A 14,313-nucleotide genomic window follows, 5' to 3' on the forward strand; every position below is an offset into this window, starting at 1 on the left:
TCAGATAAGGTAAGCCTTACCTCTTCTGCTCCCGACCGTGCGAATCGGTGGTCCCGCCATGCCCGACAGCTCCGTCGTCGCCCCGCCCCCGGCCGGCTCTCCGGTGGCGGACGCGTACGCACGCCTGTCGAGGGCGTACGACCGCCTCCAGGTCGACGAACGCGCGGCGCACGAGCCCGCCCCTCGCGGTGTGGGGTGGATCGGCGCGGACGCGCTCGCGGCCGGCGGGGCGGAGGTCGACGCCTACCTCGCCTGGGACGACGCCCAGGTCCTGCGGGACTACGGCCGCCAGGCCCGCCCCGACGTGGTGGCCACCTTCGGGCTGCACCGGTACGCCTGGCCGGCCTGCCTGCTGATCACGGCCCCCTGGTTCCTCGACCGCCGGGTACCCCGCCTTTCGGGGCGGGACGTGGCGTTCCACCGGACCCACGGACGCATGAGCGTGCGCGTCGAGTCCTTCTCCTGCCTGCCGGACGACCCGGCGGCCGCTCTCCCCGGGGCCCGTGTCGTGCCCGACCAGGAGGCGCTGCGCGCCGAGGTGCGGGCTGCGGTGGCCCACCACCTCGAACCGCTGCTGGAGGGCTTCGGCCCCCGCATGCGGCGCGGCCGCCGCGCCCTGTGGGGCATGGTGACCGACGAGATCGTCTCGGGCGTCTGGCACCTGGGGAAGCTGGTGGACGAGGAGCACCGGGCCATGGCCGAACTGGAGGCGCTGCTCCCCGGCCGGACCGCCCCGTACACCGCGGGCGCGGCGTTCCGTACGCTCTCCGGCCCCCGCGGCGAACAGCTGGCGACCCGGGACCGGGCCAGCTGCTGCCTCTTCTACACGATCCGGCCCGAGGACACCTGCACCACCTGCCCCCGCACCTGCGACGCGGAGCGCATCTCGCGCCTCACGGCTGCCGCATGACCTCTGAACCCACTCGTACGACTGACCATAATCGAACGCAACTCCGGTTGTGCGAGCGGTAGTTCGACCCACAACACCCTATCCGGCGGGCCCGGCCCCCCGATGGCGTCCACTTGCCCCGAAACCCCCATGCCGGGCCGATCTCCTGCGTCACCATGGCTCCCGGAAGGCCGCACACGCGAGGCAGAGGCAAGGGACATCCGCATGAGACTGACCGACATATCGCTGGACTGGCTGCTGCCCGGCAGCCTGCTGATCCTGGGCGTACTTGCGGCAGTTGCGGTACTGGCCCGGGGCAAGCGGGACGGCGACAAGGCCGCGGCCGAAGACACCTGGGAGCGCAGCGAGGAGCGGCGGCGGCGCAAGGAAGCCGTGTACGGGACCGCCTCCTACGTCCTGCTGTTCTGCTGCGCGGCGGTCGCCGCGGCGCTCTCCTTCCACGGACTGGTCGGCTTCGGCCGGCAGAACCTGAACCTCTCCGGCGGCTGGGAGTACCTGGTCCCCTTCGGCCTCGACGGCGCCGCCATGTTCTGCTCGGTGCTCGCCGTCCGCGAGGCCAGCCACGGTGATGCGGCCCTCGGCTCCCGCATGCTGGTCTGGCTGTTCGCGGGCGCGGCCGCCTGGTTCAACTGGGTGCACGCGCCGCGCGGCATGGGCCACGACGGCGCCCCGCAGTTCTTCGCCGGGATGTCGCTCTCGGCGGCCGTCCTCTTCGACCGCGCCCTCAAGCAGACCCGCCGGGCCGCGCTGCGCGAACAGGGCCTGATCCCGAGGCCGTTGCCGCAGATCCGGATGGTCCGCTGGCTGCGGGCCCCCCGGGAGACCTTCGGCGCGTGGTCCCTCATGCTGCTGGAGGGGGTCCGCACCCTCGACGAGGCCGTCGAGGAGGTACGCGAGGACAAGCGCGAGCGGGAGCAGGACCGCCACCGCAGGCGCGACCAGAACCGGCTGGACCGGGCCCGCATCAAGGCCCTGGGCCGGCAGAACCGGGCGTTCGGGCGCTCCCGAGCCCGCCAGGTCGACGTGCCGGGGCTGGCCCCCGGATCGGGCTCCGCGCCGGTCGGCGCGGAGCCGGCCATACCCGAAACGGGACAGCTGCCCGCACCGCGCCGCCGGCCCTCCCTGCAGGCCGTGCACGGACCCGAGACCGCTGAGGTGACCGGCACCCGGACGGTGGACCTGACCGCCGAGGACGACACCCAGACCATCCCCCGCCTCGATTCACTGGAGCGCAAACTCAAGGACCTGGAGCAGCAGTTCGGCTGACGATCCGTGCGCCGGACCGACCCATCGGGGCCCGCCGTCGAGGCGGGCCCTCCGTCGTTCGCGGGCCCTCCGTCGTTCAGGCGGGCCCCGCGTCGTAGGCGCCGCCGTAGGGCGCGAGGGCGCCGTCCAGCTCGAACCACACCACCTTGCCGCCCGCCTGGACGGACGCGTCCACGCCCCAGGCGTCGGCGAGGGCCTGCACCAGCATCAGCCCCCGGCCGTGCGTACCGTCGTCGGCGGTCGGTACGTACGGCCGGGGACGGCGCGAGGCGTAGTCCCGGACCTCCACCCTCAGCCGGTCCGCGGCGAGCCTCGCGGACACCTCGGCGCCCTGGTCGGTGTGGACGAGGGCGTTGGTGACGAGCTCCGTGATCAGTAACTCGGCCACCTCGGCGGTATCGGCCGGACACCGCTGGCGCATCAACTCCCGTAACGCCCGGCGCACTTCGCTCACCGCCTTGTGATCCGCCCGGCGTACGCTCCGGGTGATCTCCAGCGCGTCCACCGCCCTCCCGTCCTCGACGGACGGTTCACGCGGTTCGGGCCGTCCCCTCCCCCACTGCTTCCCGGTCTTCGCCCCCACCCGCACGGCGATGCCCCTCCCCCGTAGGTTCCCGTGATCTCGAACTGGTCTACGGGGATGCATGCCCGCCGGGGCGATCCGCACTCCTGCGGGCTTACGGGAGCGGCACGTTGCGCAGGTTGGATCGAGCCATCTGGATCATCCTTCCCACGCCACCGTCGAGCACGATCTTGCTGGCGGAAAGTGCGAAACCGGTCACCATCTCGGCACTGATCTTGGGGGGAATCGACAGGGCGTTGGGGTCGGTCACCACGTCCACCAAAGCGGGCCCCTTGTGCCGGAACGCGTCCTTCAAAGCCCCCGCGAGCTGCTTGGGCTTCTCCACGCGGACCCCGAACGCCCCCGCCGCGCGGGCGATCGCCGCGAAATCCGGGTTGTGGTTGGTCGTTCCGTACGAAGGGAGGCCGGAAACCAGCATCTCCAACTCGACCATTCCGAGGGATGAGTTGTTGAAGAGGACCACTTTGACGGGCAGGTCGTACTGCACCAGGGTGAGGAAATCTCCCATCAGCATGGAGAAACCGCCGTCGCCCGACATCGACACCACTTGACGGCCCCGGTCGGTGAACTGAGCGCCGATGGCCTGCGGGAGGGCGTTGGCCATGGAGCCGTGGCTGAACGAGCCGATGATGCGCCGCTTGCCGTTCGGGGAAAGATAGCGCGCCGCCCACACGTTGCACATGCCCGTGTCGACGGTGAACACGGCGTCCTCGTCGGCGAGTTCGTCGACGACCGAGGCCACGTACTCGGGGTGGATCGGGGTGTGCTTCTCCACCTTGCGGGTGTAGGCCTTGACCACGCCCTCCAGGGCGTCGGCGTGCTTCTTCAGCATCCGGTCCAGGAAGCGGCGGTCCGTCTTGGCCCTGACCCGGGTGTTCAGCGCGCGCAGGGTCTCCCGTACGTCCCCCCAGACGGCGAGGTCCAGCTTCGAGCGGCGGCCGAGGTGTTCGGGGCGGATGTCCACCTGCACGATCTTCACGTCGTCGGGCAGGAAGGCGTTGTACGGGAAGTCCGTGCCGAGCAGGATCAGCAGATCGCACTCGTGCGTGGCCTCGTAGGCGGCGCCGTAGCCGAGCAGCCCGCTCATGCCGACGTCGTACGGGTTGTCGTACTGGATCCACTCCTTGCCGCGCAGGGCGTGCCCGACGGGCGCCTTGACCCGGCCCGCGAACTCCATCACCTCCGCGTGCGCCCCGGCCGTGCCGCTGCCGCAGAACAGGGTGACCCGGTCGGCCTCGTCGACCAGCCGGACCAGCTTCTCGATCTCGCCGTCGCCCGGGCGTACGGTCGGCCGCGCGGTCACGAGCGCGTGCTCGATGCTCTTCTCCGGGGCCGGCAGGGAGGCGACGTCGCCGGGCAGCGCGACCACGCCGACGCCGCTTCGGCCGACGGCGTGCTGGATGGCGCTCTGGAGCACGCGGGGCATCTGCCGCGGGTTGGAGATCAGCTCGCAGTAGTGGCTGCACTCGGTGAACAGCCGGTCGGGGTGGGTCTCCTGGAAGAAGCCGAGGCCGATCTCGCCGGAGGGGATGTGGGAGGCGAGGGCGAGGACCGGGGCCATCGAGCGGTGGGCGTCGTAGAGGCCGTTGATCAGGTGCAGGTTGCCGGGGCCGCAGGAGCCCGCGCACGCGGCGAGGCGGCCGGTGATCTGGGCCTCGGCCCCGGCCGCGAAGGCGGCGGTCTCCTCGTGCCGGACCTGGATCCACTCGATGCCGCCGGTCCTGCGGATGGCGTCGACGACCGGGTTCAGGCTGTCGCCCACGACCCCGTACATCCGGCGCACGCCGGCGCGTACGAGGATGTCGACGAACTGCTCGGCCACGTTCTGCTTGCCCATGGGGAGGCGCCCTTTCGTTTCCTGCCGGGTACGCCTGTCCATCCATCCACATTTCGCCCGATCACGCCTCCCAGACGGCGGCGGCCGTCCGGTCGTCGGCGTAGCCCTTGAGGCGGAGCTGGGTGTCCGCGAGGAAAGCGGCCAGGCCGGGGGGTTCGGGCTCGGCCCAGCGGGCCGCGAGTGCGGCCGGAAGGAGACCCTCCTCGCGCATGGGGTCCGCGAGCCCGCCGGAGCACAGGAGCAGGGTGTCGCGGGGCCGGGCCACGGCGGCGCGGAACCGGAAGCCCTCCGCGCCGCCTTCGGGCGCCTCCGGCTCCAGGTCCTGCCACGCGCCGTCCCGGAGCCGGAACAGCCCCCCGGCGCCCGAGCCGAAACAGACCCGCGTCTTGCACTCGGGGTCGATCGGGAGCAGCAGCACGCGCAGGCCGGCGGTGTACGCGTCCTCCGGGAGCCCGAGCTCGGCGGCGTGGGCGCGCAGGCGGCCGTAGCCGCGGTCGGTGAGGCGCTGGAGTCCCGAGCGCAGGGCGTCGCGCCGCCCCGAGCGGATGTCGTCGGCGAGGCGCTCCCGGCTCCGGCCGACGGCGGAGGCGATCCACCGGCACAGCTCGGCGGCGGCATCGGCGGCCCCGGGGGCGGAGCGGTCGCCCCCGGCGAGGGCGGCGAGGACGAGGGCGTCGTCGCCGGTGCCGAAGCGTGCGGTCAGCAGGAAGTCCCGCCGGGCCTCGCCGCGGAACCGCGCGGAGTCCCCGCGCACGGAGGTGGCGCGCAGGGTGTACGTCCCGTGCCGGGCCCCTTCGAGCACGGTGTCGGGTACGAGCTCTTCGAGCGCCGCGGGATCGGCGAGGGGCAGGGACCCGGGCTCGGGGGCGTACGTGGGCGCCCGGTCCCCGAGGAACCCCACGACGGGCCGCTCCCCGGCCCCGGCCCCGGACGCGGACCAGGGCTCACCGGCGACGGGATCCCCGGCCAGCGGCTGGAGGGCGACGGGGGCCGCGCCCGCGTCGGGCTCTGCCTCGGCCTCTGCGTCGGCCTCGGTCCCGGTCTCGGTCTCGGCAGGCCAGGAGCCTGGTCCCCCGGGCGCCTCCCACGGAGCCGGGGGCACCATGTCGGAGCGCGGGTCCCGCACCGGGTCGGAGCCGGGCGCGGGATCGCGGGCGGGGTGGGGCGCCGGGCCGACGGCATCGGGCACGGTGGCTTCCGGGCCGGGTCCGGCGGCGTCGGCGCGGCCGGCTCCGTCTCCTTGCGGGGGATGCCCGCCGGCGCCGGTGACCCCCTCCCGGCGGTCGGCTCCGGGCCAGGAGTCCGCGCCGGGGTGCGGCGCGGGGGCGGGCGGGGGCTGTGTGGCGCTGTCCGCGTCCCGGAGCCGCTCGGGCGGGGCGCCCCAGCGCCGGACCGGCGGTTCGGGCGGTACCTCCGGGAGCGCCGGCGGCACGGTCACGCTCCCGAGCCCGTACCCCGTCGTCCCCGGTCCGCTGGGGTCCCAGGGCGGCGCCGGCTCCGGATCGGCCTCCCGGCGCGGTCGCGGCAGCACGCTGGGCGGGGGCGGCGCGATGGGCGGCGCGACGGGCGGCACGGGCGGCGCGACGGGCGGCACCGGCGGAACGGCACCCGGCCCCCATGCGGGCGGTACGGCCCCGGCCCCGGGCGGCCCCGGCGGCGCCTCGGGCGGGGGCGGCTCGGCCATCGGCCCCGGCTGCGGAGGAGGCCCCTGCGCAGGCCCCTGCCGGCCCACGGGCTCCCGCCCAGGCGGGACGGCGTCCGGCGGGCGGACGGTATCCGGGCGCGCCGGGGCCCGGTCCCGCCCCGGCAGTACGCCGGCCGGATCCGGCGGCCCCGGCTGATGGGGGATCCGGTGCGTGAGGGACGACGCCGAGTGGAAGCGGGAATCCAGCGTGTCGGCCGGATCCCGGGTGTCGGCCGGATCCGCCGTGTCGGCCGGGCCCGGGCCCGGGGTTCCGTACAGCTTCTGCCACCAGTCGTCCGCGCCCTGCTGACTCATGGGCTCATTCTTGGCCCCCCGCAGCGGCAGAAAACGCCGAATGCGCGAAAAGGGGTCCACCGGACCGCCGCCCGGTGGACCCCTTCCGTATCCCTCGTACGACCTAACGGATGTCGTACGCGCGCACGACCGTCTGGGTGACGGCCGCACCGTTCGCGTCGGTGAGCTCCACCTTCAGCGAAACCTGCCGGCCGGCCCCGGCCCCGGCGTGGTCCACGACCGCCGACCACCGCCCGTTCCGTTCGGTCACGGCCGCCTGGGTCCAGTGCTCACCGTCGTACGAGTACGCCAGCTTCGCCGACTTCAGCGCCCCCGGCGCGTACCCCGCGTGCCCCGTGACCCCCAGGCCGATCGTCTGCCCGTTCGCCGCCGGCAGCGTCTTCATGCCGTCCGCCGGGATCGCGAGCGAGGGGAACAGGATCGGGAGGGACTGGGAGTACTGGGCCGGATCCCGGTGCGAGCGGAAGGTCCACGTCGTCGTCACCGCCTGCGAACGCTGCCAGGTACGGGCCGGCTGGCCGAACTTCTCGATCTGCTGCGTCAGTTCGTACGTGGCCTCCTGCGCCGGGACCTCGAAGACCCCGGAGGGGTACCAGCTGTCGCCGATCTGCTCGCCGTTCCGCTTCAGGACCAGCCCGCCGGCGTCCCCGAAGGAACCCTGCTGCGCGTAGTGCCCGGTGTCCCCCCACATCGCGCAGGAGAAGCCGATCAGGTCGCCCTGCCGCTCGGCGGCCAGCTGCGGCCGGCCCGCGAGGTCACGACCGGCGACCGGCCCGACGACCCCGTCGTACCAGCTCTCGGCGCGCTTGCCGCCCTTGACGTACGTACGCTGCTGGTCGGTCATGAACTCGCCCCACGGGAAGCTGCTGGAGACCAGGTGGTCCCAGGCCGTGTCCCCGGCGGAGTAGAACTCGGTGCGCTTGCCCGGCACCGCCACCGTGTCCAGGCCGCCGAAGTAGACGGCGGTCCCCAGCGGCCGGTACGCGCCGGTCATGTCGGTGAAGTCGGCGGCCACGCCCATCGAGTGGTACGTGGATTCCACCGCGCCGAGGTCGCGGTCGCGCACCCGGTAGGTCCGGTCCCCCTGTACCGCGCCCTTATCCACCTGCGCCAGGTTGTAGACGTACGGGCTCTTCGCGCTGCCCTTCCAGGTCAGCGTGACCTTGCCCGCCGCGAGCCGCGCGAGCAGTGCCTGCGCCTCCCCCCGCTCGATGGTCAGCGCCGGGAGCGAGCCGCCCGCGTAACCGGTGAAGCCGGTCCAGCGGCCGGGGGCCTCGCGGTGGGCGAGCACGGCCTTGGCCCCGGCCGCCCTCGCATGGTCCGCGACCTCGTACAGCGAGCCGTCCACGGCCTTGACCAGGACGATCGCACCCTTCACGCCCGCGGCCGCGAGTTCCTCGGGCGTCCCTGTGCCCGCGTCGACCAGCGGCGCGGCGCCCGTACCGTCGAGGTTGTCACTGCCCGTCGAGGCGGTGATCGGGTGCAGCGCGGGGCCGCCCGCGACCTTCAGCTCGGAGATCAGCGGCGCGGCCGCGCGCCAGTAGCTGCCGAACTCGAACTCGCCCTCGTGCGCCCGGCCTTCGACCGAGGCGTAGTAGCCGCGGATCGTCCGGCCGCCCATCGCCGTGCCCGCGTGCAGCCAGGACTCGTCCCAGTACCGGGAGAAGGCGAGGGTGGTGTTGCGGGCCTCGGTGGGCCGGTCGGTCGCGATCGAGAGGCGGGAGGCCTTGCGGGCGTCCAGCACCACCACGGTGTCCTTCTTGACCTCCAGCTGGGGGCGGCCCAGGTAGGTGAGGGAGTCGTACAGCGCGGCCCCGTCACCGGCGTCGGGGGTGGCGACGAAGGCGGAGAGGAAGTACGAGCCCGGGCGCACCCGGTAGACCTGGTCCGCGGCGCCGTCGTTGAAGCGGCGCTCCCCGCTGGCGTCGTCGGTGCCGATGACGTCGAGGGAGGACGGTCCGGCGGCCGGCTTGCCCGAGCGGTCGATCAGCTTGACCCGCAGGGTGACGGTCTGCGGCTCCACGTACAGCGAGAAGGGCGTGGAGACGTGCACGCCGTCCGCCGTGGCGACGACCCGCCCGGTGACGTCCCCGTACTGGGAGCGCTCCAGCCGGGCCGCCGGATCGAGGGCGAGAGGCACCTTGACGGTGGCGCCGGCCGGGACGGTCACCGTACGGCGGTCCAGGCCCGCGATCCGGCTGCGGACGGCCGAGCCGTCGTTGCCGGTGACCTTCTCCACGGCGAGGTTCAGGGTGACGGGCCGGGTGCCCGTGTTCGTGTACGGGATCTCGACGCTCGTGCGGTCGCCGCGCTCCTGCGGCCAGTCGTACGCGCCGCCCTGCACGGCTGGCGCGCTCGTCACGGTGGCGTCGACGGCCGCCTTGACGTCGAGGCGGCCGCCGCCGGTCTGGCGCACGTCGCCGGGGACACCGGAGTTCGCGGAGCCGACGAGGGCGGCCTTGACCTGCTGGGCGGTCCAGTCGGGGTGGCGCTGCTTGACGATGGCGGCGGCGCCCGCGACGTGCGGGGTGGCCATCGAGGTACCGGACATGGACTGGTACGCGTACACCCCGCGCCCGCCCATGGCCGCGGCGGAGATCCCGACCCCGGGGGCGGCGATCTCGGGCTTGAGGGTGTGCTGGAGTCCGGCGGGTCCGCGGCTGGAGAAGGAGGCCGTGGTGTCGTCGCGGTCGACGGCGCCGACGGTGAGCACGCCGGGCGCGCAACCGGGCGAGGAGACCGTGTTGTTGCCGGGGCCGGAGTTGCCGGCGGCGATCACGAAGAGGGTGGTGCCGCTCTGCGCGAGCCGCTCGGCGGCCGCCGACATGGGGTCGTCGCAGGTGGTCTGCGAGGGGTCGCCGAGGCTCATGGAGACCACGTCGGCCTTGCTGTCGACGGCCCATTCCATACCGGCGATGATCCACGAATCGAGGCCGTAGCCCTGGTCGTTGAGGACCTTGCCGCTGAGCAGTTCGGCGCCCGGCGCGACGCCCTTCTTGGCGCCGCCGCTCTCGGCTCCGGAGCCCCCGACCGTGGAGATGGTGTGGGTGCCGTGGCCCTGACGGTCCGCGTCGGTGTCGGAGTCGGTGAAGTTCTTCGACGCGGAGACACGGCCCTTGAGGTCGGGGTGGTCCAGGTCGGTGCCGGTGTCCAGGACGGCGACCTTGGTGCCCTTGCCGTCGTACCCGGCCGCCCAGGCGGCGGGCGCGTTCACCTGCTTCGTCGAACGCTCCAGGTTGGCCCGGACCTTGCCGTCGAGCCACAGCTTCTTCAGCCCGCCTGCGGCGCGGGAGCGGTCGTCGGTCACGTCGGCCCAGAAGGCGGCGGCCTGCTGCTTGTCGGCGGCGAGGGCGACGGCCCCGATGGAGCCGAGGACGAGGGAGCGTTCGGCGCCGCGCGGGGCGGGCGGCGCGCTGCGCGCCAGGTCCCGGGAGCCGTCGTAGACGGCGATGAGCGGGAGCTTCTTGGCGTGCGCGTCGTCGTAGCCCTGCCGGATCAGGCCGGTGACGTTGAAGAGCTCCTGGTCGACCGTGCCGGCGGCGAGGGCCTTGACCGCGCTCGCGGGGTAGACGTAGAGGTCCTTGCCGTTCTGGCGGGTCTGCACGAGGGGCTGCGAGCCGTCCTCGCGCGGCATGGCGGTGGCGGCGGTGCGCCCGGCCGGGTCGGTGGAGACCAGGATCCGGTCGCCGGTGACCAGGGTCACGGTGACCGGGGCCGTGGGTCGTCTTCCGGCCGCTTCGCCGCCGGTGAGCGGTCTGTTGCCCGCTCCCGCGGGCGCCGTGTCGATCGGCTGTGCCGCCGACGGGCCGATGGCGGTGACGGCCAGGACGGCCGCGGCGGCCGCTCCCACCGCCGTACGCGATATCGGGCGCATCGCTCTCCCCAGGTGAATTCCGGCCAACAGCTGCATTGCATGGCAAAGCTGCCCACAAGTCGCTTCTGACCGGCGGATGTTGGTGCTGCGGTGGCGTCACCCTGGCAGAGAGGCGGGAGGTGCGGCGATGATGTCCGCGGCGGGTTTGCGCCGTGGCCGCTTCCCGCCACGAACGGTGTGGAGAGGGTGGGTGGACCGCTTGCTGAACGCCATAGGCCTGGACGAGGGCCAGGAGTCGGCGTACCGCGTACTGGTGGCACTGGGCGCGGCGGAGGTCCCGGACCTCGCGCACCGGCTGACGCTGCCGGTACCGCAGACCGAACGGGCGCTGCGGCACCTGGAACGGCACGGGCTGGCCGCGCAGTCCTCCACCCGGCCCGGGCGCTGGGTGGCCGCCCCGCCGGGGGTGGCGCTCGGGGCGCTGCTGACGCAGCAGCGGCACGAGCTGGAGCAGGCGGAACTGGCGGCGGCGCTGCTGGCGCAGGAGTACCGGGCGGAGGCCGCCGAGCCGGCGGTGCACGACCTGGTGGAGGTGGTGACGGGCGCGAGCGCGGTGGCGCACCGCTTCCACCAGCTCCAGCTGGGCGCGGCCGAGGAGGTGTGCGCGCTGGTCAGCGGCCGGCCCCAGGTGGTCACGGGGATGGAGAACGAGGCCGAGGAGCGGGCCGCCGTACGGGGTGTGGCGTACCGGGTCGTGATCGAGCGGGAGGTACTGGCCCTGCCGACCGGGATCAGGGAGGCGTCGACCGCGCTGGCGCGGGGCGAACAAGTGCGGGTGACGGGGGACGTCCCGACGAAGCTGGTGATCGCGGACCGGTCCCTGGCCATGGTCCCGCTGACGGCGCGCGGCGCGGAGCCGGCGGCGCTGGTGGTGCACGCCTCGGGGCTGCTGGAATCCCTGATGGGGCTCTTCGAGGCGGTGTGGCGGGAGGCGCTGCCGCTGCGGCTCGGGGCGACGGGCGCGCCGGAGGAAGCGGGGGGCGTGCCCGACACCACGGACCTGGAGATCCTGACGCTGCTGCTGGCCGGGATGACGGACGCGAGCGTGGCCAAACACCTGGAGCTGGGGCTGCGGACGGTGCAGCGGCGGGTCAAGGGCCTCATGGAGCTGTCCGGGGTCACCACCCGGCTCCAGCTCGGCTGGCACGCGTACGAGAGGGGCTGGGTGGCCCGGTAGCCGGGCGGGGTCCGCGGGGGCTGGGTGGCCCGATGGGCCCGGGTCGGTCACGCTGAGCGCATGGGTCTGCCTCAGCTGCTCCTGGTGGGGCTGGTGCTGCTGCTCGGGGTGGTCGGGGTGCTGGTCCCGGGTGTGCCGGGGACGTGGCTGGTCTGGGCGGGGGTGCTGTGGTGGGCGCTGCACGAGCGGTCGGCGCTGGCGTGGTCCCTGCTGGTCGCGGCCACGGCGCTGCTGCTGGTGGTCCAGGTGGTCGAGTGGCAGTTGCCGCCGAGGCGGCTGCGCGGGGTGGGGGTCACCCGCCGGATGGCGGCGTTCGCGGGCGCGGGCGCGCTGCTGGGCTTCGTGGTGATCCCGGTGGTGGGGGCGGTTCCGGGGTTCGTGGGGGGCGTCTACCTGTGCGAGCGGCTGCGCCTGGGCACGCACGGCGAGGCCTGGGCCTCGGTACGGGCGGTGATGCGGGCGGTGGGCACGAGCGTGCTGGTGGAGCTCCTCGCATGCCTGATGGTGGTGGGCGCCTGGCTGGGCGCGGTCGTATCGGGCTGACGGGCCGCGGCCGTGATGCGGGTCCGGGGCCGTCCCGGTCCGGGTCCGTCCTGGGGAGTGTCGTCAAAGTGGCGTCGGCCGCCCGTCAGGGCGGTGGTCGGCGGGGTCTGGTGCGTGCGATCGCAAGGCGGAGGAGGGAATCGACGCGGAGCGTCGGTGACCGACGACAACGCGGCGAGCGTGCGTGCCAGACCCCGCCGACCAGACGGGACTTTGACGACACGACCTAGGGCGATGGGTCTACGTCTGCTCGGGCTGACGCCCGATGCGGGTGGGGCGGGGCGCTGCGAGGCTGGGCCGCATGACGGAGTTCGAGGGTTTCAGCGCGGCGCAGCTGGCGTACCTGCGGTCGCAACGGCTGGGGCGGTTGGCGACGGTGGACGCGGCCGGGCAGCCGCAGGCCAACCCCGTGGGGTTCTTCCCCCAGGAGGACGGAACCGTCCTGGTGGGCGGTATGGCCATGGGGTCGACGAAGAAGTGGCGCAACCTGGAGCGGAACCCGCGCCTCGCGCTCGTGGTGGACGACCTGGCGAGCACCCGCCCGTGGAAGGTGCGCGGCGTCGAGATCCGCGGCCGCGCCACGCTGGAGGTGGGCCCGCACGCGCTGGGCCCGCACTTCAGCCCGGAGGTCATCCGCATCCACCCGGAGCGCGTGTTCGCATGGGGCCTGGACGACGCCTGACCCGGACAGAAGCCCGGGGCCGGGTAGGGGACGAGGCCCGGTCCGGGGCGAGGGCCGGTACGGGACGATGACCCGGAGCCCGGTCCGCGGCGAGGGCCCGGAGCCGTCCGGGCGAGGGCCCGGAGCCGTCGGGCAAAGGCCCGGGCAGAAGCCGGGGCCAGGGCCGGGGGTGTGGGACCGGGCGTCCGGGGCCCGGCCCGCGGGCGCCTGCCCTCCTCGGGGGAGGGGCGGGCGCCCGGGGGCGGGGCTCAGTAGCGGCCGGTGCGCTTCGCCGCGTAATTGGCCCGGCCCTCCGCCGACTTGATCCGCCAGTCCCGGCGGATCTCGTTGCGGAGCCTGGCATCCGTCTTGGCGACGATCCGCTGGTTCTCGCGGAGCAGCTTGCGGTAGCTCTCCAGCCGCCGCTCCGGCAGTTCGCCGCTGTCGACCGCCGCGAGCACCGCGCACCCGGGCTCGGCCTCGTGCGCGCAGTCGTGGAAGCGGCAGTCGGCCGCGTACTCCTCGATCTCCGAGAACACCTGTCCGACCCCGGTCCCGGCATCCCACAGGCCGACGCCCCGCAGTCCGGGGGTGTCGATGAGGACGCCCCCGCCGGGCAGCGCCAGCAGGTTGCGGGTGGTCGTCGTGTGCCGGCCCTTGCCGTCCGCGTCACGGGTGGCCTGGACCGCCATGACGTCGTCGCCGAGCAGCGCGTTCGCCAGGGTGGACTTGCCCGCGCCCGAGACGCCGAGCAGCACGCTCGTACCGCCGGCGACGACCGCGGCCAGTACGTCCGTGCCCTCCCCGGTGTGGGAGGAGACGGTGAGGACGTCGACGCCGGGCGCCGTGGTCTCCACGTCCTGGACCAGGTGCGCGAGCGTCACCGGGTCCGGTACGAGGTCGGCCTTGGTCAGGACCACCAGCGGCTGCGCCCCGGACTCCCACGCGAGGGCCAGGAACCGCTCGATGCGGCCGAGGTCCAGCTCGACGGCCAGGGAGACCGCGATGACCGCGTGGTCGACGTTGGCGGCGAGGATCTGCCCCTCGGACCGCTTCGAGGAGGTGGAGCGCACGAAGGCGGTCCGGCGCGGCAGGTACGTCTTGACGTACCGGGGGTTCCCGGCCGTCTCGACGACGGCCCAGTCACCGGTGCAGATGACGCGCAGCGGGTCGTGCGGGGTGACGAAGGCGGTGTCGGCGTGGACGATGCCGTCCGCGGTCATGACGTCGCACTGGCCGCGGTCCACGCGCACCACGCGGCCGGGCACCAGTCCCTGCCCGGTGTACGGGGCGAACTCGGCCTCCCACGCCTCGTCCCAGCCGAAGGGGGCGAGGGCGGACGCGTACGCGGAAGACGAGGAGGAGGAAGAAGACGTCTGGGAAGAAGAGAAAGACAAGGGAAACCCTTCACAGGGTGGCCCCGGCAGCGCGCGCTCAGCGGCGGGCGAAGAGGTGTGAGGTCA

Annotated in this window: 10 protein-coding genes; 5 read left to right on the forward strand and 5 right to left on the reverse strand. The window is 73.9% G+C overall.

The window, feature by feature from the left end; translation table 11 throughout:
• Window positions 1–58 precede the first annotated feature (58 nt).
• A complete protein-coding gene (locus CP980_RS07150; RefSeq protein ID WP_132759309.1) occupies window positions 59–910 on the forward strand; it encodes a (2Fe-2S)-binding protein in 852 nt (283 codons plus the stop codon).
• 204 nt (window positions 911–1,114) lie between these two features.
• Window positions 1,115–2,176, forward strand: coding sequence for a DUF2637 domain-containing protein (locus tag CP980_RS07155; RefSeq protein WP_132759308.1), 1,062 nt, complete (start codon window positions 1,115–1,117; stop codon window positions 2,174–2,176).
• Window positions 2,177–2,252: 76 nt separating this feature from the next.
• Here the strand turns inward: CP980_RS07155 and CP980_RS07160 are convergent, their stop codons facing one another.
• The 4 genes from CP980_RS07160 to CP980_RS07175 form a co-directional block, all read right to left on the reverse strand.
• Window positions 2,253–2,822, reverse strand: coding sequence for an ATP-binding protein (locus CP980_RS07160; protein ID WP_132759307.1), 570 nt, complete (start codon window positions 2,820–2,822; stop codon window positions 2,253–2,255).
• 31 nt (window positions 2,823–2,853) lie between these two features.
• On the reverse strand, window positions 2,854–4,596 hold the full coding sequence (locus tag CP980_RS07165) for a pyruvate dehydrogenase (protein ID WP_132759306.1): 1,743 nt from the start codon (window positions 4,594–4,596) through the stop codon (window positions 2,854–2,856).
• A gap of 61 nt (window positions 4,597–4,657) precedes the next feature.
• Window positions 4,658–6,595, reverse strand: a complete 1,938-nt coding sequence (locus CP980_RS07170) for a protein phosphatase 2C domain-containing protein (RefSeq protein WP_150493108.1) — start codon at window positions 6,593–6,595, stop codon at window positions 4,658–4,660.
• Between the two features lie 103 nt (window positions 6,596–6,698).
• A complete protein-coding gene (locus tag CP980_RS07175; RefSeq protein WP_150493110.1) occupies window positions 6,699–10,469 on the reverse strand; it encodes a S8 family peptidase in 3,771 nt (1,256 codons plus the stop codon).
• Between the two features lie 199 nt (window positions 10,470–10,668).
• Between CP980_RS07175 and CP980_RS07180 the strand changes: the two genes are divergently transcribed.
• The 3 genes from CP980_RS07180 (at window position 10,669) to CP980_RS07190 (ending at window position 12,871) form a co-directional block, all read left to right on the forward strand.
• A complete protein-coding gene (locus CP980_RS07180) occupies window positions 10,669–11,646 on the forward strand; it encodes a helix-turn-helix domain-containing protein (protein WP_150530154.1) in 978 nt (325 codons plus the stop codon).
• Between the two features lie 60 nt (window positions 11,647–11,706).
• Window positions 11,707–12,189, forward strand: coding sequence for a DUF456 domain-containing protein (locus tag CP980_RS07185; protein ID WP_132759303.1), 483 nt, complete (start codon window positions 11,707–11,709; stop codon window positions 12,187–12,189).
• Window positions 12,190–12,490: 301 nt separating this feature from the next.
• The gene (locus CP980_RS07190; protein ID WP_132759302.1) at window positions 12,491–12,871 is read left to right on the forward strand and encodes a PPOX class F420-dependent oxidoreductase; all 381 of its coding nucleotides are present in this window, start codon (window positions 12,491–12,493) and stop codon (window positions 12,869–12,871) included.
• 248 nt (window positions 12,872–13,119) lie between these two features.
• Here CP980_RS07190 and rsgA read toward each other — a convergent pair whose 3' ends face one another.
• A complete protein-coding gene (gene rsgA, locus CP980_RS07195; RefSeq protein ID WP_229906812.1) occupies window positions 13,120–14,247 on the reverse strand; it encodes a ribosome small subunit-dependent GTPase A in 1,128 nt (375 codons plus the stop codon).
• Window positions 14,248–14,313 lie beyond the last annotated feature (66 nt).

Origin of the sequence: Streptomyces vinaceus (genome assembly GCF_008704935.1) — a bacterium.
In the GTDB taxonomy this organism is placed as follows: Bacteria; Actinomycetota; Actinomycetes; order Streptomycetales; family Streptomycetaceae; genus Streptomyces; species Streptomyces vinaceus.